The 22,650-nt window shown below is 46.6% G+C and carries 26 protein-coding genes; 5 read left to right on the forward strand and 21 right to left on the reverse strand.

The genetic code is table 11. The annotated features are described in order from the left end of the window. Positions 1–242: 242 nt before the first annotated feature. The 8 genes from FNY66_RS07360 to FNY66_RS07395 all read right to left on the reverse strand — a co-directional run bounded on the left by FNY66_RS07360 (position 243) and on the right by FNY66_RS07395 (position 7,567). The gene (locus tag FNY66_RS07360; protein ID WP_087150513.1) at positions 243–473 is read right to left on the reverse strand and encodes a hypothetical protein; all 231 of its coding nucleotides are present in this window, start codon (positions 471–473) and stop codon (positions 243–245) included. A gap of 74 nt (positions 474–547) precedes the next feature. Beyond that, positions 548–1,681 (reverse strand): aldo/keto reductase, encoded by a 1,134-nt coding sequence (locus FNY66_RS07365; protein WP_150310727.1) that lies wholly within the window; start codon positions 1,679–1,681, stop codon positions 548–550. Positions 1,682–1,898: 217 nt separating this feature from the next. Continuing rightward, on the reverse strand, positions 1,899–2,390 hold the full coding sequence (locus FNY66_RS07370; RefSeq protein ID WP_150310728.1) for an ureidoglycolate lyase: 492 nt from the start codon (positions 2,388–2,390) through the stop codon (positions 1,899–1,901). A 128-nt stretch (positions 2,391–2,518) separates the two neighbouring features. Next, the gene (locus tag FNY66_RS07375; protein ID WP_087150516.1) at positions 2,519–2,722 is read right to left on the reverse strand and encodes a PTS ascorbate transporter subunit IIC; all 204 of its coding nucleotides are present in this window, start codon (positions 2,720–2,722) and stop codon (positions 2,519–2,521) included. Between the two features lie 22 nt (positions 2,723–2,744). After that, on the reverse strand, positions 2,745–3,770 hold the full coding sequence (locus FNY66_RS07380; protein WP_150310729.1) for an SPFH domain-containing protein: 1,026 nt from the start codon (positions 3,768–3,770) through the stop codon (positions 2,745–2,747). Between the two features lie 107 nt (positions 3,771–3,877). Further along, the gene (locus FNY66_RS07385) at positions 3,878–4,495 is read right to left on the reverse strand and encodes a flavodoxin family protein (RefSeq protein ID WP_087150518.1); all 618 of its coding nucleotides are present in this window, start codon (positions 4,493–4,495) and stop codon (positions 3,878–3,880) included. A gap of 41 nt (positions 4,496–4,536) precedes the next feature. Beyond that, the gene (locus FNY66_RS07390; RefSeq protein ID WP_150310730.1) at positions 4,537–6,033 is read right to left on the reverse strand and encodes a glycoside hydrolase family 32 protein; all 1,497 of its coding nucleotides are present in this window, start codon (positions 6,031–6,033) and stop codon (positions 4,537–4,539) included. Between the two features lie 103 nt (positions 6,034–6,136). Beyond that, positions 6,137–7,567, reverse strand: a complete 1,431-nt coding sequence (locus FNY66_RS07395; protein ID WP_150310731.1) for a PTS transporter subunit EIIC — start codon at positions 7,565–7,567, stop codon at positions 6,137–6,139. A 211-nt stretch (positions 7,568–7,778) separates the two neighbouring features. Between FNY66_RS07395 and FNY66_RS07400 the strand changes: the two genes are divergently transcribed. Next, positions 7,779–8,597, forward strand: a complete 819-nt coding sequence (locus FNY66_RS07400) for an AraC family transcriptional regulator (RefSeq protein ID WP_150310732.1) — start codon at positions 7,779–7,781, stop codon at positions 8,595–8,597. 106 nt (positions 8,598–8,703) lie between these two features. Here the strand turns inward: FNY66_RS07400 and FNY66_RS07405 are convergent, their stop codons facing one another. The 11 genes from FNY66_RS07405 to FNY66_RS07455 form a co-directional block, all read right to left on the reverse strand. Then, on the reverse strand, positions 8,704–8,988 hold the full coding sequence (locus FNY66_RS07405) for a DUF4160 domain-containing protein (protein WP_150310733.1): 285 nt from the start codon (positions 8,986–8,988) through the stop codon (positions 8,704–8,706). Continuing rightward, complete coding sequence (locus tag FNY66_RS07410; RefSeq protein WP_150310734.1) at positions 8,981–9,211, reverse strand: DUF7723 family protein; 231 nt, start codon at positions 9,209–9,211, stop codon at positions 8,981–8,983. The genes FNY66_RS07405 and FNY66_RS07410 overlap by 8 nt, the downstream gene beginning before the upstream one ends. Beyond that, the gene (locus FNY66_RS07415) at positions 9,204–9,482 is read right to left on the reverse strand and encodes a DUF7724 family protein (protein ID WP_150310735.1); all 279 of its coding nucleotides are present in this window, start codon (positions 9,480–9,482) and stop codon (positions 9,204–9,206) included. Before FNY66_RS07415 ends, FNY66_RS07410 begins: the two co-directional genes overlap by 8 nt. Before the next feature lie 126 nt (positions 9,483–9,608). After that, positions 9,609–10,619 (reverse strand): GGGtGRT protein, encoded by a 1,011-nt coding sequence (locus FNY66_RS07420; RefSeq protein ID WP_087150521.1) that lies wholly within the window; start codon positions 10,617–10,619, stop codon positions 9,609–9,611. A gap of 57 nt (positions 10,620–10,676) precedes the next feature. Beyond that, complete coding sequence (locus FNY66_RS07425) at positions 10,677–11,369, reverse strand: iron-sulfur cluster assembly scaffold protein (protein WP_087150539.1); 693 nt, start codon at positions 11,367–11,369, stop codon at positions 10,677–10,679. Between the two features lie 168 nt (positions 11,370–11,537). After that, positions 11,538–12,059 (reverse strand): CinA family protein, encoded by a 522-nt coding sequence (locus FNY66_RS07430; RefSeq protein ID WP_087150522.1) that lies wholly within the window; start codon positions 12,057–12,059, stop codon positions 11,538–11,540. A 26-nt stretch (positions 12,060–12,085) separates the two neighbouring features. Then, on the reverse strand, positions 12,086–12,628 hold the full coding sequence (pgsA, locus tag FNY66_RS07435) for a CDP-diacylglycerol--glycerol-3-phosphate 3-phosphatidyltransferase (protein WP_087150523.1): 543 nt from the start codon (positions 12,626–12,628) through the stop codon (positions 12,086–12,088). Continuing rightward, positions 12,625–13,947 carry a 30S ribosomal protein S12 methylthiotransferase RimO gene (gene rimO / locus FNY66_RS07440; RefSeq protein ID WP_150310736.1) on the reverse strand — a complete coding sequence of 441 codons (1,323 nt, stop codon included), beginning with the start codon at positions 13,945–13,947 and terminating at the stop codon, positions 12,625–12,627. The genes pgsA and rimO overlap by 4 nt, the downstream gene beginning before the upstream one ends. 57 nt (positions 13,948–14,004) lie before the next feature. Next, entirely contained in the window at positions 14,005–14,253 is a 249-nt protein-coding gene (gene rpoZ, locus FNY66_RS07445; RefSeq protein ID WP_087150525.1) for a DNA-directed RNA polymerase subunit omega, read from the reverse strand. Between the two features lie 59 nt (positions 14,254–14,312). Next, entirely contained in the window at positions 14,313–14,942 is a 630-nt protein-coding gene (gmk, locus tag FNY66_RS07450) for a guanylate kinase (RefSeq protein ID WP_087150526.1), read from the reverse strand. Between the two features lie 61 nt (positions 14,943–15,003). Further along, positions 15,004–15,882, reverse strand: coding sequence for a YicC/YloC family endoribonuclease (locus FNY66_RS07455; RefSeq protein WP_087150527.1), 879 nt, complete (start codon positions 15,880–15,882; stop codon positions 15,004–15,006). Positions 15,883–16,152: 270 nt separating this feature from the next. Between FNY66_RS07455 and FNY66_RS07460 the strand changes: the two genes are divergently transcribed. Next, positions 16,153–17,892, forward strand: a complete 1,740-nt coding sequence (locus tag FNY66_RS07460) for an Rqc2 family fibronectin-binding protein (RefSeq protein ID WP_150310737.1) — start codon at positions 16,153–16,155, stop codon at positions 17,890–17,892. Between the two features lie 65 nt (positions 17,893–17,957). Here FNY66_RS07460 and FNY66_RS07465 read toward each other — a convergent pair whose 3' ends face one another. After that, the gene (locus FNY66_RS07465) at positions 17,958–19,250 is read right to left on the reverse strand and encodes an ATP-binding protein (RefSeq protein WP_150310738.1); all 1,293 of its coding nucleotides are present in this window, start codon (positions 19,248–19,250) and stop codon (positions 17,958–17,960) included. Between the two features lie 17 nt (positions 19,251–19,267). Further along, a complete protein-coding gene (pheA, locus tag FNY66_RS07470) occupies positions 19,268–20,398 on the reverse strand; it encodes a prephenate dehydratase (RefSeq protein ID WP_087152527.1) in 1,131 nt (376 codons plus the stop codon). 127 nt (positions 20,399–20,525) lie between these two features. Between pheA and FNY66_RS07475 the strand changes: the two genes are divergently transcribed. From FNY66_RS07475 to FNY66_RS07485, 3 genes are all read left to right on the forward strand, one after another. Then, positions 20,526–21,062 (forward strand): nitroreductase family protein, encoded by a 537-nt coding sequence (locus FNY66_RS07475; RefSeq protein WP_150310739.1) that lies wholly within the window; start codon positions 20,526–20,528, stop codon positions 21,060–21,062. A gap of 56 nt (positions 21,063–21,118) precedes the next feature. Continuing rightward, positions 21,119–22,039: an aspartate carbamoyltransferase gene (gene pyrB, locus FNY66_RS07480; protein WP_087152525.1), complete on the forward strand. Its 921-nt coding sequence runs from the start codon at positions 21,119–21,121 to the stop codon at positions 22,037–22,039. Between the two features lie 64 nt (positions 22,040–22,103). Next, positions 22,104–22,547: an aspartate carbamoyltransferase regulatory subunit gene (locus tag FNY66_RS07485; RefSeq protein ID WP_087152524.1), complete on the forward strand. Its 444-nt coding sequence runs from the start codon at positions 22,104–22,106 to the stop codon at positions 22,545–22,547. Positions 22,548–22,650 lie beyond the last annotated feature (103 nt).

A 22,650-nucleotide genomic window follows, 5' to 3' on the forward strand; every position in this document is an offset into this window, starting at 1 on the left:
ACTCCTGTATATCTGACCAGTATGACGCTTCTGTCGTCCCACTTTTAAATTTTTTCCTGAATAAATTCCACATTTGCATATTGACAAATTCTTGTTTACGGTTTTGGCTCAACGGCTGGCTCCTCCCTGCTTGTGCGAAAGAATCAATGTTTTGTTATTAGTATTATTCATACTATAACATTTAGTTTTGTAAAAATCAAGCCCGCGGAATATGCGGGCTCAACTGTTACGATTTTCGCTTATTATTCATCAAATTCAAGCACGGCAATATGGAACTTCGGAGTTTCTTTCAGTTCTTTTACAACACCGCGTCTCGTCTTCAGTCTCTCTGCCTGTTTAAAATTTGCACTCATTCCGAGAGCATGCTCGATCATGTAATAATAGGACGAAGGAAGAACACCCTCCGACACATTTACTTCCATGCCTGGTTTGAGCGCTTCTGTATTCTCGATCGTAAATTCCATTGTCCTCATGTGTTGTCTCCTCTCCCTCGGCTGTCTCTGTCTGGACTAGTACAGCGTTCGATCTTCATGTCAGTATACCTTTCTCACGCAAGTTTCTCTGCAAAGTCCGCCATTGCCTCAGATATCTTGATCTGCTGCGGACAGACAGCCTCGCAGCTCCTGCATCCGATACATGCCCCCGGCTTCTTGTCGTCCTCATAGGAAGAAAGTGCCATCGGAGCGATAAATCCGCCCTCTGTAAAACAGTGCTCATTGTAAAGCTCGAGCAGTGCCGGGATATCGAGTCCCTGCGGACAGTGACTCACACAATAATGACATGCCGTACATGGAAGCGTCTTCTTCTCAAGCATGCTGTCAGCTATTCCGAGCAGCGTCTTCATCTCCTCGTCTTTTAACGGTTTCTCTTCCTCATATGTACGGATATTTGCCTGCAGCTGTTCCATATTGGACATTCCGGACAGAACAACTTTAACATCCGGCAGAGACTGTAAGAAGCGGAATGCCCATGCCGGGACATCCTCATCCGGCCGGAGCTCTTTTAACTTCTGCGTATTCTCGTCTGAGAGTGATGCAAGCTTTCCGCCTCTTAACGGCTCCATCACCCACACCGGAATGCCGTACTCGCGCAGAAGCTCTACTTTCGCCTTTGCATCCTGGAATGACCAGTCAAGATAATTGATCTGAAGCTGGCAGAATTCCATATCTTTTCCGTATGCTTCAAGGAAACGCTTGATCACGTCATATTTCCCGTGCGCGGAAAATCCGAGATGCCGGATACGGCCGTTTTTCTTCTGACTGATCAGATAATCATAAGTACCGTATTTTTCATTATCCAGGTAAGCATCAATATTCATCTCGCAGACATTGTGGAACAGATAGAAATCAAAATACTCTACCTGACATTTCTCTAACTGCTTCTCAAAGATTTCTTCTGCTTTCCCGAAATTAGAAAGGTCATACCCCGGGAATTTTGTCGCCAGGTAAAATTTGTCTCTCGGATACTTCTTCAGTGCATTTCCCATTACGATCTCTGACTGGCCGTTGTGATAGCCCCATGCCGTATCATAATAATTGATGCCGTGCTCCATGGCATACGCGACCATCTCTTCCGCTGCCGCTGCATCGATCCTGCTGTCATCTCCGTCGATCACCGGCAGACGCATCGCGCCCATCCCGAGACCGGAGAGTTTTAAATCCTGAAAATCTCTGTAAATCATAGTCTGTATTCCTTCTTTCCTGAATCTGCGCCGTTTGTGGCAGACGCTTTTCCTAATATTTCCATATCTATTATATCCGGTTATTTTCTTTCTGTCTAATACGCGATAGGTATGGCAAGGTATTCATTTTTTCTATGGATATAAAGTTTTAGCAGTCATGTTCTCTGAAAAGATCATTCGGGAAATGCTCTTCTGTATATCGCAAACTTCATATACATCACATCTCGATCACAAAATGATCTTCTTCCGGATAATCCACGACCGTACAGTCATTTGCATATGTACACTCCGGAAGGATGATCATCGCCTGCAGCTCCTCCGCATGCACCGGAAGCGGAGCGAGATGCCAGATCGCCGTATTGATCTTGACAAGAGTTCCTTTCGGCACGATAAACGCTTTTGTAAGTTCCGGTACCGGTGTCCCCGCAGAAGCCGGCGCCACATGCAGGATCATATCGTCATTGATCGGCAGGATGATCTCCGGTGTGGTCGTATGATACTCGGCCTGCGTGATCTTCATCACTTCCGGCTTCTTCACGAGAATCGGGGAAAATGCTGCTCTGGTCATGTATGACTCTGTCATCCGATCCGGAAAGAAACGATGGAGTTCTCCGTTCAGTGAATACCCGGAAGGCTCTGTCATATTATAAAAGGTTCCGTATGGAGCATATGCTTCGTGTGTCAGTGGTTCTGCTTTGATCGTTCTCATAGACTGTCTCTCCTTTTATGATTTATTTCGTATGGCATTATTATATCGCATGAAAATACGGACTGTCCACATCCTTTTGTGTACAGTCCGCTGCCCCATTCTGATTTTAATATATTCTTTTTCCGGTTTCACTTGATATCCAGTTCGATCGGTTCGTCCAGATGTTCTGAGACATATTTTCCGTTCTTTTTCCTCTGCCGCACGCACTCGGTCAGCAGGTATTCGATCTGTCCGTTGACCGAGCGGAAATCATCTTCTGCCCAGGCTGCAATGGCATCGTACAGCTTGGCGGACAGCCGGAGCGGAACCTGTTTCTTTTTCTGATCTGCCATATCTGTTCTCTTTTCCTGAATCTTAATACAGACTTCCGGAGTTCACGATTGGCTGGGCATCCCGATTGCCGCAGAGTACGACGAGCAGATTCGACACCATAGCAGCCTTACGTTCCTCATCCAGTTCCACTACACCCTTTTCATTCAGTCGGTCCAAAGCCATCTCCACCATACCTACAGCTCCGTCTACGATCATCTTTCTCGCATCTATAACTGCAGATGCCTGCTGTCTCTGGAGCATCACGGCAGCGATCTCAGGAGCATATGCCAGGTAAGTAATTCTTGCCTCGATCACTTCGATCCCAGCCTCCTCAACTCTCTTCTGGATTTCATCGCGGATCCTTGCTGCTACGATCTCGCTGGATCCTCTTAAACTTCCCTCGTCAGCGATGCCGTCGCCTGTGGTATCCACATTCGGCGCCACATCATAGGGGTAGATCCGTACGATATTGCGCAGGGCCGTGTCACACTGCAGAGAGAGATACTCCTTGTAGTTGTCCACATTAAACACTGCCTTTGCCGTGTCTACTACCCGCCACATGACCGCGATCCCGATCTCCACCGGATTGCCAAGACAGTCGTTGATTTTCTGCCGGTTATTGTTGAGTGTCATGATCTTCAGCGAAATTTTTTTACTCGACAGGTCCACCTCTGTCTTTCCCCCATTGAGAGCCAGGGACAAAGCGGATTTCTGACCCGCACCATTGTCCACATCCCCACTCTGGTGCAGATGGGTGGACGCCGCAGGATTCACACTTGAAGAAAAAGGATTTACAAAATAAAATCCTTCATTTTTCAAAGTACCCGTATACTTTCCGAACAATGTCAATACGAGAGCCTCCTGGGGTTTCAGGATACGAAGTCCGCAGTACGGGATCCATCCTATGCAAAGCCATACAATACTTACTACCAGCAGTACCGGGCTTTTGTCATCCGCGATCATCATGCCGCCAAAAATACAGCCTGCAACAGCTGCCAGATACACAAGTGTCGTCAGGACAAGGACGATCATACCGTTCTTTCTATGCTGCAATATCTTTTCTTCCATAAATCATTCCTCCTCACGCAGAATCATCTTTTTTGATATCAATATGATATCATTTTGTATTCTTATTGTAAAGAGGTTTGACACAATTTGTCAGCCACAAATTTTCTCTAGCGTATGAAGTTCGTATGACAGGCCGGCTCTTTCTCAGGCAGGCCGTACTTCTCTTTGCCCAGTGCAATGCTCTTCATAAGGAATGACATATTTCTTGCCAGTGTCCGCATCGTCTGAAGGCCTTCTGCATCCTGCTGTGCCTCCCCAGGCTCTCTGCCGTGGATACTGTTCCAGTACTGACTGGATGCCACCGGCATGCCGCAGATCGTAAAATACTTATTCAACTCGTCGAAAGTTGCGGAGAGTCCGCCTCTTCTCGCTGCCACAACGCTGGCGCCCACTTTCATCGTCTTATCAAAATGTGTGCTGTAGAACAGTCTGTCAAGGAAAGCAATCAGTGTCGCATTTGCCGATGCATAATACACAGGACTTGCCACCACAATGCCATCACATTCTTCGAATTTCGGAGCGGTCTCGTTTACAAGATCGTTAAAGACACATTTTCCCTTTTCAAAACAAGAATGGCAGGCAATGCATCCTCTGATATCCTTATTACCCACATGTACGATCTCTGTCTCAATCCCTTCTCCGGCAAAGATCTGCTCCATCTCATGCAGGGCAATGTAAGTGTTCCCTTTGGCATGAGGACTTCCGTTGATCATTAATACTTTCATCTCTGTTCCTCCTTCCGCATTAAATTATATCTCCGCAGACATCAGATTGCAAGAATCCTGCATCTGCCGTCCGCCGCAAGGTTTCTGTCCTTTTTATCCAGGTAGATCCTGGTTGTAAATACAGTCTCTCCTCCATTTACAAAAACTTCTACGATCGAGCTGTCGATCAGTACGAACAGTTCTTCTACCCGATCCTCCACACGACCGATACGCACTCTCCTTCCGCCGCCACATATAGATGGCTGTCCGTCACGGTTAAGGAATGTAAGCTCCACCTTGTTGCCCGCCACACGAACAGTCAGTCCGTTGTCCTCCTGCCCGATAAGCAAGCACCTTTCTCCGCCGGCAATTCCGTCTTCTTTGACCGCCACCGCCTGATCCGCCCAGTGATATTTCCTATACTTTCCATCTGCTTTGTCTGCTGCCACATCCTTCCACGGGAGATTCGACAGCTCACTGACCGGTTTCCTGAATATCTTTCCACTGTGATATACCAGCTCAGTGGGGAGTGTCAGGCAGTGCTGCCAGCCGTTTTCCACAGAAAGATTGCGATGCGCATTCTCTGTATCCGGTACGCCGGCCCAGCCGATCAGGATCCTTCTGCCGTCCTCAGTCTCAAAGCTCTGCGGTGCATAAAAATCAAATCCCATATCCCATTCTCTGAAGGTGTCTTCGGGATCCCACTCCCGGAACACAGAGTCTATTTTCGCTGTTATACCGACAGGCAGGATAGAATAACCTGACTGGTAGATATTCTGGTATTTCTCTTCCCCGGCCGGAAGTCCCTGAGGGCAGTATGACAATACCCTTGTACCGCTCAATACGAAAATATCCGGACACTCCCACATATAGCCGAACTTTTTATCAGGCACCAGCTCACTCCAAAGGCTCCAATTCTTCTTATCCTGTGACATATAGATCAGGACGCCGCCCCTGTCACTGCGCTCTCCTTCCTTGTCCCAAGCTCTGGCACGGGCCCCCAGTACCATGTAGTATGTTCCTTCTTCTTTCCATACTTTCGGGTCTCTTACATGCCGGGTAATATTTTCCGGATAGTCCTCCGCGCCGAGAAGTTTTGTTTTCCCGGACATATGCTGCCCATCATCGGATTCTGTCAGTATCTGAGTAGAAATCCTGCCGGAATCAATATAATCGTAATTTCCCGGCAGCTTCACATTGCCAGTATAGAACAGATACATATGATCGTTTTCAATGAGGGCAGAACCGGAATAGACCCCGCCTGCATCCTCCGGAATGTCTGTCGTAAGCACTGGTTCCTTATACTCCCAGTGAAGGAGGTCTGTACTTGTACAATGTCCCCAGTATCCACCACCGCCGTGTACACTTAAGGGCGAGTACTGGAAATAAGCATGATAGATCCCCCTGAACTGACACAAGCCATTGGGATCATTAAGCCATCCGACCGGCGGCATAATATGATATCGTGTACGGAAAGGACAGTTGTTTACTGTCCTCTCCATCTTCTTTAATTCTTCCCTTTCCTGCCGGAATCTGTTTTTCTGAATTTCACTTTCCATAGCGGTCCCTCTCACTTTGTGATCACTGCGATCTTCTCTCCTGCTTTGACCGTATGTTCCGGTTCTCTGTCGATGTGAGCACCGTCTACCGGTTCTGTAAAGATCAGGCAGGCGGAAGTATCATATTCTTCCGGTCAAATCCGATTCCCAGAACAAATGCAAAGAGGAATCCTGCTGCCAGGGCGATCACATGTGCAATGATATAGTTTACGTATCCGTTATTTGCCGGATCAGCAAGTGCGATGCCAGGCACTACTGTTGTCCCGAATCCGAGCGCCGCCAGATCTGTAAAGTAGACAACTGCACCTCCGATGGCGCCGCCAATACATCCTCCGATCAGCGGATAACGGTACCGCAGGTTTACACCGAACAAAGCTGGCTCCGTAATTCCAAAGAGAACCGAAATAAAGCTGGGGATACATAACTCTTTCGCTTTCGCTTCTTTTATATTTCTTGCAAGGTAACCAAGAACTGCTCCACCCTGCGCGATGATTGCTACAGACATCAGGGGATTCAGGAAATTCCGTCCTGTATCAACCAGAAGCTGTGACTCGATTGCCCCGAACACATGATGAAGTCCGGTAATGACGATAAGCTGCTGTACGCCTGAGAACGCCGCATAACCGATCACTCCCAGATGCTGTGTCATCCATACGAGCACCGCCGTGATCCCGTTTGCAAGTCCTCTTCCCACCGGTCCTATGATCATGAACAACAGGAAAGAGCTGACCAGAGTGGTGAGCAGCGGGGATACAAGCAGCCGGATCACCTCCGGAACTTTCTTTTCAAAGAAAATGTCCAGTTTTGCCGTCACAATACCAATCAGCAATGCCACGATAATACCGCCCTGGAAACCGATCAGATCAACCGGAATCCCGAAGATATGAAGCGTCGTCACTTCCACTGTCCCCTGTGCCGCCGCGCTGGCATCGGCAAGAGAATTGGTCAGCATGATACAGCCGATCACAATACCCATGATCGGGCGCCCGCCGAATCGCTTAACTGTGCTGTAAGCTACACACAGAGGAAGGAATCCGAAAATGGCTCCTGATGAAATATTAATGAGTCTTGACAGTCCGTACAATGTATCATTATTCTGAACGAAATCAATGTTGCCGAGCACACTGGAAAGTCCGGTCAGAAGAGCTGCAGCAAGGATTCCCGGCATGATCTCGATAAATACATCCGAGAGAGCTTTTACCGCCCTCTGCAAAGGATTCATGCGCTTGTTTGCCTTGGTCTTCAGATCACCGAGACTCATGCTGTCCATATGCAGGGAATCGGCCAGCACCTGGCACACATCATTTACAAGTCCTGCTCCGAAGATGATCTGCAGCTGGTCTCCCGCAACAAACACACCCTTTACAAGGTCTACATCCTCAATAGCGTGAATGTCCGCCTTGTCGTTATCCTCCAGCACAAGGCGCAGACGTGTAGCACAGTGTGCGATCCCAAGGATATTGCTTTTGCCGCCCGCAAGACGGGTGAGTTCTGATGCTATATTCTCATAGCGTTTTCTTTTTTCAGCATCCATTTTTCAGATACCTCCCATTTTATTCAATCCTTTATAAGTATCTGCATGCATATTGTATCTACCGCGGCACCGGTTACAGCCATCCTGTAACCGCCATGAACAAATGCTGTTTCATTTGTTCTTGCAATTACTATTATACTGGAATATAGTTTATATTATATAGACAAATGTTGTCTAACTATACAGATTTGTTGGCATTTGGGAGAGGGATATGAAAGACTATATATTTTCTAATGATTTTTCGAGAAACTTGGACGCCATGATCTATACATGCGGATATGAAACATGTGAGCCGTCCCACAGCTACGGCCCTGTGGTCCGAAGCGGATATCTGATCCACTATATTCTGGGCGGAAAGGGAATCTATAAGACGGACGGGAACATCTATCAGCTCTCCGAGGGAGACGCATTTCTGATCCGTCCGAATACGCTCATTTACTACGAAGCGGACAAATATCATCCATGGACCTACACATGGATCGGATTTCAGGGAATTAAGATTGAACAGTACTTAAAAAGAACATCTCTTCTGGAAACACCTTATTTCCACTATGGGAAAGACGACCGGGTGAGACTCTGCCACGAGAAGATGTTCGAGGCGTACAAACTGCCCGAGAACCGGGATCTGATGATGAACAGCATCCTGTATGAATATCTTTACTTATTGGCAAGCAAATTCCCCCGCAAATCTATCCCTCCGAAGGAAAAGAAAATCTCCTATGTAGAAGAAGCGCTCCGGTACATCGAAAACAATTATGCCCACACGGTCAACATTCAAGTCATTGCGGACCATTTGAATATTGAACGTACTTACCTTTACCGGCTGTTCAAGGACATTACGGGAACGTCTCCACAAGAATACCTGCTGGACTACCGGATCAGACGGGCGTGCTCGCTTCTGAAAGAAACAGACCTTCCGATCAGTGATATCGCCAGATCTGTAGGATATGACGATGCTCTGTATTTTTCAAGGCTCTTTAAGCAGAAGAAAGGGCAGACACCTACACAATATCGCAAGACAATGGTCTAAAAATAATCTATTCTGCTCCCCAATTAGAATTCCGATTTCCTATGAAAAAGACCGCATTGGCTTTCTATAACTGTAGCCAGTGCGACCTTTTCATTTGTATAATGTTCTATTTGAATTCATTGTAGAATCCTTCTGAGCTGTACTCAGCCCATTTTAAATACATTTCCTGATAATTCTGTTTTATAAATCTCTGTATGATACGAATTTCCTTATCTGTAAGAATTCCCCGATTTTTTAATACAGACTCTCCGGTATTCTCGACAAAAAATTTGGCCGAACCTGCTTCTGTCAGCTTTCGGTCGCTTGCATGAACATGCATACACTCAATTACACAATGCGATGTAAAATATAAATAGTATCCTGCAACTTTAAATTCATAATACTTAGGCATCGCATTCCTCCATAAATTCACTGTTTTTTCTCAAATAATCCCTTACGATCTGTATCTCAATATCATCCATGCTCGTCTCCAGTACATCTCCGGTTTTAGAAAGTACCACTGCTTTATCCGGACGATTCAGATTTAATACGCGATACCCCTCTGTACAATGTGTAAAAGCATACCCATTTACAATCATATCCGCCTCATTCGCTACTTTTATCACATCAGTCATCTGCAATCCTCACTTTCTCAATCGGCTTCAAAAATTCATCAGGATCAAAATACAGATTTTTTAAGATCGGAATTAAATCAATGTATTCTTCTTCTTCCTGTTCATTGTGAATATACTTTGCCATAGCAACCAAATATCCATGATCCCATTCCTTGATTTTCGTATATCTCTCCAAAGAATATGGTGCCTTGAATCGTATTATATGGTTATCGAACTGAAAAATTGTATAATTATTTTCACTGCTTAATATAGCTTCTTTTTTATCTGACATATGTTTTTCACCACCTATATGAAAAGTATAACATTATGTTTCAAAAATATGAAATTATTCAAGTTGTGAAAAAAGGCTTCCGACAACCTTTTATATTGTCGAAAGCCTCCAATTTTATGTCATTTATTAGAACTTGCCAGCCTTTGCTGCTTCCTCAATAGAAACTGCAACTGCAACAGTCATACCAACCATCGGGTTGTTTCCTGCACCGATCAGACCCATCATCTCAACGTGAGCCGGTACGGAAGAGGAACCTGCGAACTGTGCATCGGAGTGCATACGTCCCATTGTATCTGTCATACCATAGGAAGCCGGTCCTGCTGCCATGTTGTCCGGATGAAGTGTACGTCCTGTACCACCGCCGGATGCAACTGAGAAGTATTTCTTTCCTGCATCTACACACTCTTTCTTGTATGTACCTGCTACCGGATGCTGGAAACGTGTCGGGTTTGTTGAGTTACCTGTGATGGATACGTCAACGCCCTCTTTCCACATGATAGCTACACCCTCGCGAACATCGTTTGCGCCGTAGCAGTTAACTTTGGAGCGGAGTCCGTCAGAGTAAGCTGTACGGGAGACTTCTTTGAGCTCGCCTGTGAAATAGTCGTACTCTGTCTGTACATATGTGAATCCGTTGATTCTGGAAATGATCTTCGCTGCATCCTTTCCAAGACCGTTCAGGATAACGCGGAGAGGTTTTTTACGAACTTTGTTTGCTTTTTCTGCGATACCGATCGCACCCTCTGCTGCTGCAAATGACTCGTGTCCTGCAAGGAAGCAGAAGCAGTCTGTTGACTCTTCAAGAAGCATCTTTCCAAGATTTCCGTGTCCGAGACCTACTTTACGCTGGTCAGCAACAGATCCCGGAATACAGAATGCCTGAAGTCCTTCTCCGATTGCTGCTGCTGCGTCAGCAGCGTTTCTGCAGTCTTTCTTGATTGCGATCGCTGCACCTGTGATATAAGCCCAGCATGCATTCTCAAAACAGATCGGCTGAATGCCTTTGATCTGGTTGTAAACGTCCAGTCCGGCATCCTTTGTGATCTTCTCTGCTTCTTCCAGAGAAGCGATACCGTAGCTGTTTAAAACTTCATTGATTTTATCAATTCTTCTTTCATATGATTCAAATAAAGCCATTTATATATCCTCCTGATTTATTTACCTTTGCTGAGATTTTCGTTGTAAAATCTGCGATCACTCTTTACGCGGATCGATGATCTTCACTGCATCGTCAACACGGCCGTACTGACCTTTTGCTTTCTCCCATGCATCGTTCGGAGTATCGCCGTTCTTTACGAAGTCTGTGAATTTTCCAAGGTTTACGAACTGGTATCCGATGATCTCATCGTTATCATCAAGAGCGATACCTGTTACATAGCCCTCTGCCATCTCAAGGTAACGGGGACCTTTTGCAAGTGTACCATACATAGTACCAACCTGAGAACGGAGTCCTTTTCCAAGGTCTTCCAGTCCTGCACCGATTGCAAGTCCGTCTTCGGAGAATGCACTCTGTGTTCTTCCGTAAACGATCTGGAGGAACAGTTCTCTCATTGCTGTATTAATCGCATCACAGACAAGGTCTGTGTTCAATGCCTCTAAGATAGTTTTGCCTGGAAGAATCTCAGATGCCATAGCAGCGGAATGTGTCATTCCTGAACATCCAAGTGTCTCTACCAGCGCTTCCTGAATGACTCCTTCTTTTACATTCAGTGTCAGTTTACATGCTCCCTGCTGAGGTGCACACCAGCCTACGCCGTGTGTAAAACCGGAGATATCCTTGATCTCTTTTGCTTTTACCCATTTCGCCTCTTCCGGGATCGGAGCTGGTCCGTGATTCGCGCCCTGAGCCACCGGACACATCATTTCTACTTCATGTGAATAAATCATGTTAAAACTCCTTTCAATATGTATGATTTTCTTCGCATATGACGCCGACACACCGCTGCCTGATGCGGCTCTTCTCGTCTGCCCCATATATGATTTATTTTCTCATAATTTGAATCATTCGTCAATCACGCGCTGACAATTTTTTCACAAAACATCGACAATTTATTATTATATCGTCTCCTGCTCAAGCGCCTCCTGCAGCATGGCCAGTGCCCTCTCTACCGTGTGCATCCTGTTTTCCATACGGTTTCCCGCAAAATGGCACTCTTCTACAGTTGTCCGTCCGTTCAGATAACATCCGATATACACAAGTCCTACCGGCTTTTCAGCTGTGCCGCCGCCCGGTCCTGCAATTCCGGTGGAACTCAGTGCCGCATCGGCTCCGGCTGCTTTGGCGGCTCCTTCCGCCATCTCTCTGGCAGTCTGTTCACTTACTGCGCCGTATCTTTCCAGCGTCTCATGCCGGACACCGACCAGCCGCTCCTTTGCCTCATTGGAGTAAGTCACATATCCTTCATTGAGCACATCTGATGCCCCGGCTACATTGACTAGCGTGCCGGCGATCAAACCGCCGGTGCATGACTCTGCAGTAGTGACTGTCAGATGTTTTTCGGCAAGAAGCCCCACTACCTTTTCTTCAAGACAGTTTCCGTCGTAGTTATAATTTCTCTGGCTATCTTTCTCATTCATCTCAAGTGCCTCCCGCTGTAATCGGATTACATTCCGCCGTGTGTGAGCACCTGGCGGTTCTTCCATATATAATCGATCAGCGAAATAATAGTGAGTGCAAGAGCGATCCAGATAAGGATCTCGCCGATCAGGTCAAACACTCCTCCCAGATCCGCGATCAGCACAATGATCATCGCCATCTGGAATACCGTCTTAAACTTGCCCCAGTAGCTCGCAGCGATCACGATCCCGCTGTCAGAAGCTACAAGGCGGAAACCGCTGATAATAAACTCACGGGCAATGATAATGATCACGATCGCTGTGTTCAGCTTGCCCGAAGGGATCAGGCAGATCATAGCCGAACAGACGAGCAGCTTGTCCGCCAGCGGATCCATGAACTTTCCGAAGTTCGTCACCAGATTATATTTGCGGGCAATTTTTCCATCCAGCATATCGGTAAGGCTGGCAATAACAAACAATGCAAGGGCGATCCACTTGTTTGCCGGTCCGCCCACGTCAGTCAGCATAAAAAACACAAAAAACGGCACCATGATAACTCTAAGAACAGTCAGTTTATTTGGCAAATTCATAATAATTCTCCTATCAGATCATAATCTACAGCTCCGGTAACTCTCACCCTTGCGAAATCACCGGACAACAGTTCCTCATCCGTGTTAATGAAAATAAGTCCGTCCACATTCGGTGCGTCCCTGTAGGTACGCCCAACGTAAGCATTCTCATCGGCTACTTTCCCTTCGATCATCACGAGCACTTCACGCCCCACCATGTCCTGGGCATTGTCAAATGCAATCTCCTGCTGCAGCTCCATCAGCTCAGCCTGCCGGTCAAGCTTTACTTCCTCGTCGATCTGATCCGGCATCTCTGCTGCCGGCGTATCTTCTTCCGGCGAGTATGTGAATACGCCCAGTCTGTCGAACTCCATTTCATCCACAAATTCCATCAGTTCCTCATGCTGCTCCTGCGTTTCTCCGGGGAAACCGGTGATCAGCGTAGTCCTCAGACAAATATCCGGTATCTCACTCCTCAGCTTTCCAATGATATCCACAAGTTCCTGCTTCGATGTCCTCCGTCCCATCCTGCCGAGTATCTTATCATTTGCATGCTGGATCGGAAGGTCTAGATAGTTGCAGATCTTCGGCTCTTCCTTTATAACCTGGATCAGCTCATCTGTGATCTCCTCCGGGTAGCAGTAGAGAATGCGGATCCAGCGGAGTCCGCTGATCTCACAGAGTTTCTTCAGAAGGGTATGGAGCGATTTCTCCCCATAGAGATCCTTTCCGTACAATGTCGTCTCCTGCGCCACAAGGATCAGCTCTTTCACGCCCTGATCAGCAAGCTCCTGCGCTTCTCTGACCAGTCGTTCCATTGGAACACTCCGGAAGTTTCCACGTATTTTCGGAATAATGCAGTAGGTACAGTGCTTGTCACACCCTTCTGCAATCTTCAGATATGCGAAATGCCCTCCTGTCGTCACAAGGCGCCTGGTATCCGGCAGAGGAAGTGCATCGAGCTCCGACAACATCACTTCATGCTCTCCTCTTAGCGCCGCGTCTACTGCATCTAGTATTTTATCATATGCTGTCGTTCCCAGCACTTCATCCACCTCGGGGATCTCGTCTATGATTTCCTGGCGATAACGCTGTACCAGGCAGCCGGTCACGATAAGCGCCTTCACAGTTCCCCGCTTCTTATACTCCGCCATCTCCAGGATATTTTGAATACTTTCCTCTTTTGCATCGTGTATAAAACAGCATGTATTGATCACGATCACATCAGCCTGTGTCTCGTCGTCCGTCATCTCATATCCTCTCGAGGCAAGAAGCCCCAGCATGACCTCCGTGTCAACAAGGTTCTTATCGCACCCCAGAGAGATGAACAGTATCTTCATATTATGTCCTCCTCGCAAAAAAGGCAGATACCACATGTGCATCTGCCCTGTCTGAACCTATTCCTCTTCCTCTGCATTCTCGGCCAGGATCTTCAGTTTTCCCTGATTGAGCTCATCGATTGCGATCGAGAGCGGTTTCTCTCCGTCTTTCGCATCTACAAGAGGAAGATCACCTGCGATCAGCTGTCTTGCTCTCTTTGATGTTGCCATAACAATAGAGTAACGGCTGTTTACAATCTTTGTATCGCCCTCCTCTACATCTTTGTTTACTACTTTCATCAAATCTGTGTAAGATGGGTGCAGCATAGTCTAACATTCTCCTTTCCATATTTGAGCTGTACTTTTCACAGCGAAATGATATGCTTTCATTGTTTCATTCTTTCTAGATCTTCTTTTATTTCTTGCATAAATTCACGGTTGCGCGAACTTCTGCGATGCTCTCCGCGAATAATAGCATGCATCTCTTCCACGCAGCTGTCAAGGCTGTCATTGACGATCAGATAATCATAGTTCTCCATCCCCTGTGCCTCTTCGCAGGCCCGGTTCATACGAGACTCAATGACATCCATCGTCTCGGTGCCTCTGCCTACGAGACGCCTTTTCAATTCCTCTGCGTTCGGCGGAGTGACAAACAGGAGCAGAGTATCCGGGAACAGTTTCTTTATATTGAGAGCCCCTTGGATCTCGATCTCCAAGATCACGTCCCTGCCTTCCTCCAGCTTGTTTTCTACGTAATCCCGAGGAGTACCGTAGTAATTTTCCACGTATTTAGCATACTCTATCAATTTGTCTTTGGCAATCATTTTTTCAAATTCATCCTTAGATACGAAAAAATACTCTCTGCCATCGACTTCTCCCTCCCTTGGTGCACGTGTCGTCGCCGAGATCGAGAGCGCATATGTATCCGGATACCGTGTAAGGAGCTCTTTCATGAGCGTACCTTTTCCCGCGCCGGAGAATCCGGATACTACGATCAATATTCCTTTATTATTCATGTCCATCCCCCTTGATATCTTCCATCTCAATCCAGTCTGCCCTAAACAGACGCTCAATATGCTACTCTATATTCTGGATCTGTTCTCTGATCTTCTCGATCTCTGTCTTCAGGCTGATCGCATGGTCGGACACCTCGATATCATTGGCCTTGGACAAAATCGTGTTCGCCTCACGGTTCATCTCCTGTGCAATGAAATCAAGCTTTCTTCCGATCTCATCCTTTTCTTCAAGAGTGTTCCTCATATGGCTGATATGGCTCTTGAGCCTTACAACCTCTTCATCTGTACAGATCTTATCTGCAAAAAGAATCACTTCCGAGGCGATCCTGCTCTCCTCGATCTGTGTGTCAGCCAAAAGTTCTTTCATCTTATCCTCAAGCTTTGCACGATACTCTGTGACGATCTGAGGGGAACGCTCTTCTATGAATCCAATGTGCTCACTCAAAATATCCAGTTTTGAAAGGATATCCTTTTTCAGATTCTCTCCTTCTGTCTGTCTTGTCTCTACGAACTGTGCAAAAGCTCCCTCAAGTGCTTCTTTAAGACCATTCCAGAGTTCCTCCTCATCCTCGCTCTGCTCCTCCATCGTAAAAACTTCCGGATAGCGGGAGAGAGTAGAGATGCGGACATCATTCTCCAGGCCGAACTCTTCTTCCATCTGCTTTAAATACTTGAGATATTCTGCTGCAAGCACCGCATTATATTTCACGGACACCTGCGTCTGGGAAAGATCTTCATATGTAATGAAAATATCTACCTTTCCTCTGTTCGCATAGGACTTTAACAACGTCCGGATAGCGGTCTCGAAAAAATTCAGCTTCTTCGGCATCCTGATATTCACATCAAGATATCGGTGATTCACGCTCTTTAATTCTACCGTGAACTTTCTTGACTCTTTTTGAATCTCGCACCTGCCGAAACCGGTCATGCTCTTTATCATGTCAAACCATCCTCTGTACTTTATAATCTGAAGATAACAGTTCAGCCATCTGATAAATGGAGACGGATTCTGAACTGGTATATCTAAAGTATTATACCCTCTGGCACAGAAATGGTCAACAAGATTCCATTTTTTCTGGAAAACTCAAATTCATTGGAAGGCTTTCTCGTTTGGACAAATTATGATATACTCTCTCATAGCATCGCAGATATCATATGGCAGAACATTTATATATCAGCTCATTTACAATTTAGAAAGGACACAGTAATTATGGCTTTTGACGGAATCGTTGTGGCAGACCTTGTCCACGAATTCAGAAAAGAACTGCTGAACGGGCGCATCGCGAAGATCGCCCAGCCGGAGAGCGATGAGCTCCTGCTCACAATAAAAGCATCCGACGGCCAGAAGCGACTGCTGATCAGTGCAGACGCTTCTCTCCCGCTCATTTACCTGACAGATTCAAATAAACCCGCCCCTATGACAGCGCCGAACTTTTGCATGCTTCTGAGGAAACATATCGGAGGCGGACGTATCGTTGATATTCGTCAGCCGAAGCTCGAGCGTATCATCCACTTTACCATTGAGCATCTGGATGAAATGGGAGATCTCTGCCGCAAAGAACTCATTGTAGAGATCATGGGAAAACACAGTAACATCATTTTCTGCACAGAGGGCGGCAAGATCATCGACAGTATCAAGCACGTCTCCGCACAGATGAGTTCCGTGCGCGAGGTCCTGCCCGGACGGGAGTATTTCATCCCGGATACAATGCACAAGGCAGATCCGCTCACTGTAGATAAAGGAACTTTTAAAAGACTTCTTATCGAAAAACCGGCGCCGGCTGCGAAAGCACTCTACACGAGCTTTACCGGAATCAGCCCGGTCACGGCAGAAGAGATCTGCTTCCTCGCAGGCCTGGATTCATCTGTTCCTGCGAAGGAATATTCGGATGATATCCTGTTTCATCTGTATACCCAGTTTTCGATCTACCTTACTGGTGTGAAAGAAGGACGTTTCTCTCCTGCCATCTACTATGACGGCAGGGAACCAAAGGAATTTTCCTCACTTCCACTCACACATTTTGCACAGTATGAATGCAGAGAGTATACTTCTATGTCTGAAGTCCTGCGCACCTACTATTCCGTGCGCAGCCGGCTCACACGGATCCGTCAGAAATCCGCAGATCTGCGTCACATTGTCCAGACTGCACTGGAGAGGAACCGTAAGAAATACGACCTGCAGATCCGTCAGTTAAAGGATACGGAAAACAGGGAAAAATACAAGGTATACGGGGAACTGATCAACACTTACGGTTACAATGTAGAAGAAGGTGCAAAAAAACTTGAAGCCCTGAACTACTATACAAATGAGATGATCTCCATCCCCCTTGACCCTACGCAGACTCCCCAGGAAAATGCACAGCGCTATTTTGCAAAGTACAATAAACAGAAGCGTACGTTCGAGGCACTCTCCGAACTGAGCCGTGAGACAAAAGATGACATCACCTATCTGGAATCCATACAGACTGCACTTGACATCGCCCTGACCGAGGACGATCTGGCCGGAATCCGGGAAGAGCTTGTAAATACCGGCTATATTAAGCGGAGGTTTACAAAGAAAAAGGTAAAAATAAAAAACACGCCGCTCCACTATATTTCGAGTGACGGCTACCATATATATGTAGGAAAGAACAACCTCCAGAATGATGAACTCACTTTTGACTTTGCAGCGGGAAACGACTGGTGGTTTCACGCCAAACAGGCGCCCGGCTCCCACGTGATCGTCAAGACGAACGGTGACGAACTGCCGGATACGACCTTCGAGGAGGCAGGAAGGCTTGCCGCGTACTACTCCAGCATGAGGGGAAGTGAAAAAGTCGAGATCGACTATGTGGAGAAAAAACATGTTAAGAAACCCAAAGGAGCGAAACCGGGGTTTGTCGTGTATTACACGAACTATTCCCTTGTGATAGACAGTGATATCAGCAAAATACGGGAAGTTACCGACTGAGTAACTTCCCGTATTGCTTTTCTGATATTTTCTGTATCGTCCACCTGCCGGCAGATATAGACGTCCTACTCCTGCCCCAGAAGATAATCGATAAACTGCTGTGCCGTCCTTCCCGACAGTCCGCCATGAGACAGTTCCCATTTGTTTGCCTCAAGCAGCAGCTCTTCTTCCGGCATGTCGATGCCGCCCCGCTTTGCCAGGACTTTCACGATCTCCTGGAATTCTTTCTTCTCGGGTGAACCGAAATAGATCGTCACACCGAAACGGGCAACGAGGGATAACTTCTCCTGCACCGTGTCATTTGTATGAAGATCTTCATCCCGGTCCGCCTTATCCCGGAATGTCTCACGGATCAGATGCCTGCGGTTAGATGTTGCATAGATCAGCACATTTTCCGGCTTTCTCTCAAGACCTCCCTCGATCACTGCCTTCAGATATTTATACTCGATCTCAAACTCTTCAAAAGACAGGTCATCCATATATATAATGAACTTATAGTTACGGTTCTTCACCTGGGCGATCACATCATTCAAATCCTTGAACTGGTGTTTATACACTTCGATCATGCGCAGCCCCTGATCATAATACTGGTTCAGGATCGCTTTGATAGAGGAGGATTTACCCGTCCCCGCGTCTCCGAAGAGCAGGCAGTTGTTCGCCCGGCGCCCCTTTACGAATGCCTCCGTATTGTCGATAAGCTTCTTCTTCGCTATTTCATATCCTACCAGATCGTCGAGATGTACATGGGCGATATTTGTAATTGGCACGATCTCCATATCTCCCCCTTCGGGATGCTCAATACGGAATGCCTTATGGAGCCCCAGTTTACCCACTCCGAATTCCTTGTAGAACTGTGTCATCTTCTGCTTAAACTCTTCTGCATCAGCAGCTTCCCCGAGAGCTTTCGCCAGCGTGCAGATGCGGTCTCTCACCCTGCGGTTAAATATCTTTCCCGCCCTGCTGCCGTTCGTATAGCCCATGAGCACCTGAATGCAGCCGGCGCCAAGGACATTCTCGAGCCCGCTGAAATCATAGTCGAACAACTCTTTGAAAATGCTGAAATCATGGAGCGCGACCTCATTGATGCTGCCTTCGATCTCTCCCACTATCTCACAGGAGGTACTGTATGCATTCTCGTCGTTTACAAGGAGGAACGTCAGATATGTATGCCACAGATTCCCCTCAAATCCATGGCTCACTGAGAGTTCCAGCAGCTGGTTGACACACTCAAAGAGAAGACTTCTCAGATCCTCTTTATTGTAGAATTCACTATCGTAATTCTCCATGAGAAATGTCATATCCTGCAGAATATCTCCGTAATCCATATTTTTATAAAGCATCAGTTCATTTGTACGCATGTTGGTTTCCTCCCACTCTAATAATTCCCGAGAATCTTGAGATTCTGCGACTCTTCTCTCAGTCCCCGGATCGCATTTTTAACCGCCGGATCTTCCAGGTTTCCCTCGAAATCTACGAAGAAACAGTACTCCCACGGTCTTCCTTTGATCGGACGGGATTCAATCTTCGTCATATTCAGGTCATTGTAAATAAAATGCGACAGTATTCCGTAGAGCGAGCCACTCTGGTGAGGCAGTTCGAACCGGATACTGATCTTGGATGCATCCTTTAAGAATACTTTCTGGTTCGTAACAACGATAAAACGAGTAGAATTATCGTCGTCATCATTAATTCCGTCCACAAGAACAGACAGTCCATGTACCTTTGCCGCATAAGAGCTGCACACCGCCGCCTGGGAGATATCATTCTCCTCGAGCACTTTTTTCGCCGCGATCGCCGTATTCACAACACTGATCCTCTGCCAGTCCGAATGTTCATCCAGAAAACGGCTTGTCTGCATCAGCGCTTCTGTCTTGGAGTACACTCTTTTGATATCTGTAAGTTTCGCTCCCGGAAGCCCTGACAGTGTATGTACGACAGGCAAGATTGTCTCAGCCACAATATAATTTTCAAATTCATCGAGAAGGTCGTACATCTCGATCACCGGTCCTGCGGTTGAATTCTCGATGGGAAGTACTGCATAGTCCGCCGCTCCTTCCTCAATTGACTCCATTGCCTCACGGAATGTCCTCACATGAAAGCTGTTCACATTTTCACCAAAAAACTGCCGCATGGCAGCCTGACCGTACGCCCCTTCCGTCCCCTGGAACACAACGCGTGCATTCTGCTTGTCCAGATCATTAATCTGGATAAACGGCAGTCTTCCCAGTGCTCCTGCCTCGACAAGCTGCCGGTACTGGAGCTTGCGGCTCATGGACATAAGCTGCTGGTACAACTCCTGTATCCCTTTCTTATTAAAATCGCCGGACACCTTTGACGCCACATCAGCCAGCTTCTCCTTCTCCCTCTGTCTGTCAAATACCTTGCGTCCCGCTTTTACTTTATATTCACCGACCTGACCGCAGACATTCATCCTCTGTTCATAGAGCGCGGCAATCTGGTCGTCGATCGAATCTAACTTTTCTCTGAGTACTTCCAGTGATTCCATCCATTTACTCCTTTCGATTTCATACTGTAAATCAGTATAGTACATTTCTTTTATAAAATCTACTTTGCGGTTGAAAATCGCCCGGATTTATTATATTATTATGTGGAGAATTTAGGGAGGTACACAAATGAACGTTACTGAATGTTTAAAAACGCGAAGAAGTATCCGCAGATACAAAGCGGACTCCGTTGACCATTCTGTTATTGATTCTATAGTTTCTCTGGCATCTTATTCCCCTTCCTGGAAAAATACTCAGATCACCCGCTATATCGCAATTGAAGACTCTTCTCTTCTTGACGAGATCGCGGACAAGTATACCCCGGAATACAATTCAGACATCATACGTCAGGCACCCATGCTGATAGCTGTCACTTTCAGAAAAGGACGCTGCGGCTATGAGCGCGATGGTTCTTTCACGACCAAAAAAGGGGACCGCTGGCAGATGTTTGATGCTGGAATCGCATGTCAGAGTTTTTGTCTCGCAGCATGGGATCACGGTCTTGGCACTGTGATCATGGGCGTATTCGACGAAGACGGCATCAGCAGACTGCTCGATCTTCCCGAAGACCAGGAGCTGGCCGCACTGATCGCGATCGGGCATCCCGATATCGAGCCTGCCGCCCCGAAAAGGAAAAACGTCGATAAACTGCTTCAATACAGATAATACAGATAATACGGACATTTGGTAAATACACATTTATATATTTAAGGAGGACATTTATGAGACATTTGATGAGCCCACTGGATCTTACCGTGGAAGAACTTGACCAGCTTCTGGACCTTGCACAGGATATCGAGGCGAATCCTAAGAAATATGCACATGCATGTGACGGAAAAAAACTTGCAACTTTATTCTATGAACCAAGCACAAGAACGCGTTTAAGCCATGAGGCAGCCATGCTGAATCTTGGCGGAAGCGTGCTCGGATTTTCATCAGCTGATTCCAGCTCTGCTTCAAAGGGCGAGAGCGTTTCTGACACAATACGTACAGTTTCCTGCTACGCAGACATCTGTGCCATGAGACATCCAAAAGAGGGTGCGCCGATGGTGGCCTGCCAGCACTCCTCTATCCCGGTCATCAACGCGGGAGACGGCGGACATCAGCATCCGACTCAGACACTGACAGATTTGCTGACAATCCGTAATGTAAAAGGAAGACTCAACAACCTGACAATCGGTCTGTGCGGCGACCTGAAATTTGGGCGTACTGTACATTCTCTGATCAACGCGCTTGTGAGATATGAGAATATCCGTTTCATCCTGATCTCTCCGGAAGAATTAAGACTCCCGGAATACATTCGTCATGATGTTCTTGATCGCAACAATATTGAGTATGAAGAAGTCGTACGCCTGGAGGAAGCAATGCCCAGCCTCGACATTCTTTATATGACACGCGTACAAAAAGAGCGTTTCTTCAACGAAGAAGACTATGTACGCATGAAGGACTTCTACATACTTGATAAGGCTAAGATGAAGCTTGCCCCGAAGGATATGTATGTACTCCACCCACTCCCGAGAGTAAATGAGATTTCTGTTGAGGTGGATGACGATCCGCGCGCAGCTTATTTCCGCCAGGTGCAGTACGGTGTATATGTCCGTATGGCATTGATCCTGACACTGCTTGACATCCACGTTGACTGAGCAAGATATAAGTATAACCAAAAAACAACTGTACTGATCACATATATAGAGAAAGGAAACAGCTATGGTAAAAAATACACTGAATGTAGGAAGTATCTCAGAAGGTTTTGTGCTCGACCATATCGAAGCAGGCAGGAGCATGGATATCTACAAATATCTGCATCTTGACAAACTGGACTGCTGTGTTGCCATCATCAAGAACGCAAAAAGCAATAAAATGGGTAAAAAAGATATTATCAAGATCGAATGCCCCATCGACTTCATGGATCTGGACATCCTCGGATTCATCGATCACAACATCACGATCAACATCATTGAAGATGAAAAGATCGTTGAGAAGAAACAGTTGAAACTCCCAAAAGAAATCCGCAACGTGATCCGCTGCAAGAATCCGAGATGTATCACATCTATCGAGCAGGGACTGGATCATGTATTCGTGCTGACGGATGAGGAGAATCAGATCTACAGATGCAAATACTGCGAAGAGAAATACCGCAGAAGAAGATAGTTTTGGATTTATCGGACTGACTGGCGATAAATAATAATGTCCGAAAACGGATGGAGATGAGGCACTGAAATACTTTTTTAAGGTGACCGGCATGTGCTTCAGG

The sequence above is a fragment of the Mediterraneibacter catenae genome (assembly GCF_008691045.1).
Classification (GTDB): domain Bacteria; phylum Bacillota; class Clostridia; order Lachnospirales; family Lachnospiraceae; genus Mediterraneibacter; species Mediterraneibacter ornithocaccae.

Coding starts and splice junctions, on each gene's coding strand:
- FNY66_RS07360 (WP_087150513.1), bottom strand. CDS start 473: ATGAGGACAATGGAATTTACGATCGAGAATACAGAAGCGCTCAAACCA.
- FNY66_RS07365 (WP_150310727.1), bottom strand. CDS start 1,681: ATGATTTACAGAGATTTTCAGGATTTAAAACTCTCCGGTCTCGGGATG.
- FNY66_RS07370 (WP_150310728.1), bottom strand. CDS start 2,390: ATGAGAACGATCAAAGCAGAACCACTGACACACGAAGCATATGCTCCA.
- FNY66_RS07375 (WP_087150516.1), bottom strand. CDS start 2,722: ATGGCAGATCAGAAAAAGAAACAGGTTCCGCTCCGGCTGTCCGCCAAG.
- FNY66_RS07380 (WP_150310729.1), bottom strand. CDS start 3,770: ATGGAAGAAAAGATATTGCAGCATAGAAAGAACGGTATGATCGTCCTT.
- FNY66_RS07385 (WP_087150518.1), bottom strand. CDS start 4,495: ATGAAAGTATTAATGATCAACGGAAGTCCTCATGCCAAAGGGAACACT.
- FNY66_RS07390 (WP_150310730.1), bottom strand. CDS start 6,033: ATGGAAAGTGAAATTCAGAAAAACAGATTCCGGCAGGAAAGGGAAGAA.
- FNY66_RS07395 (WP_150310731.1), bottom strand. CDS start 7,567: ATGGATGCTGAAAAAAGAAAACGCTATGAGAATATAGCATCAGAACTC.
- FNY66_RS07400 (WP_150310732.1), top strand. CDS start 7,779: ATGAAAGACTATATATTTTCTAATGATTTTTCGAGAAACTTGGACGCC.
- FNY66_RS07405 (WP_150310733.1), bottom strand. CDS start 8,988: ATGCCTAAGTATTATGAATTTAAAGTTGCAGGATACTATTTATATTTT.
- FNY66_RS07410 (WP_150310734.1), bottom strand. CDS start 9,211: ATGACTGATGTGATAAAAGTAGCGAATGAGGCGGATATGATTGTAAAT.
- FNY66_RS07415 (WP_150310735.1), bottom strand. CDS start 9,482: ATGTCAGATAAAAAAGAAGCTATATTAAGCAGTGAAAATAATTATACA.
- FNY66_RS07420 (WP_087150521.1), bottom strand. CDS start 10,619: ATGGCTTTATTTGAATCATATGAAAGAAGAATTGATAAAATCAATGAA.
- FNY66_RS07425 (WP_087150539.1), bottom strand. CDS start 11,369: ATGATTTATTCACATGAAGTAGAAATGATGTGTCCGGTGGCTCAGGGC.
- FNY66_RS07430 (WP_087150522.1), bottom strand. CDS start 12,059: ATGAATGAGAAAGATAGCCAGAGAAATTATAACTACGACGGAAACTGT.
- pgsA (WP_087150523.1), bottom strand. CDS start 12,628: ATGAATTTGCCAAATAAACTGACTGTTCTTAGAGTTATCATGGTGCCG.
- rimO (WP_150310736.1), bottom strand. CDS start 13,947: ATGAAGATACTGTTCATCTCTCTGGGGTGCGATAAGAACCTTGTTGAC.
- rpoZ (WP_087150525.1), bottom strand. CDS start 14,253: ATGCTGCACCCATCTTACACAGATTTGATGAAAGTAGTAAACAAAGAT.
- gmk (WP_087150526.1), bottom strand. CDS start 14,942: ATGAATAATAAAGGAATATTGATCGTAGTATCCGGATTCTCCGGCGCG.
- FNY66_RS07455 (WP_087150527.1), bottom strand. CDS start 15,882: ATGATAAAGAGCATGACCGGTTTCGGCAGGTGCGAGATTCAAAAAGAG.
- FNY66_RS07460 (WP_150310737.1), top strand. CDS start 16,153: ATGGCTTTTGACGGAATCGTTGTGGCAGACCTTGTCCACGAATTCAGA.
- FNY66_RS07465 (WP_150310738.1), bottom strand. CDS start 19,250: ATGCGTACAAATGAACTGATGCTTTATAAAAATATGGATTACGGAGAT.
- pheA (WP_087152527.1), bottom strand. CDS start 20,398: ATGGAATCACTGGAAGTACTCAGAGAAAAGTTAGATTCGATCGACGAC.
- FNY66_RS07475 (WP_150310739.1), top strand. CDS start 20,526: ATGAACGTTACTGAATGTTTAAAAACGCGAAGAAGTATCCGCAGATAC.
- pyrB (WP_087152525.1), top strand. CDS start 21,119: ATGAGACATTTGATGAGCCCACTGGATCTTACCGTGGAAGAACTTGAC.
- FNY66_RS07485 (WP_087152524.1), top strand. CDS start 22,104: ATGGTAAAAAATACACTGAATGTAGGAAGTATCTCAGAAGGTTTTGTG.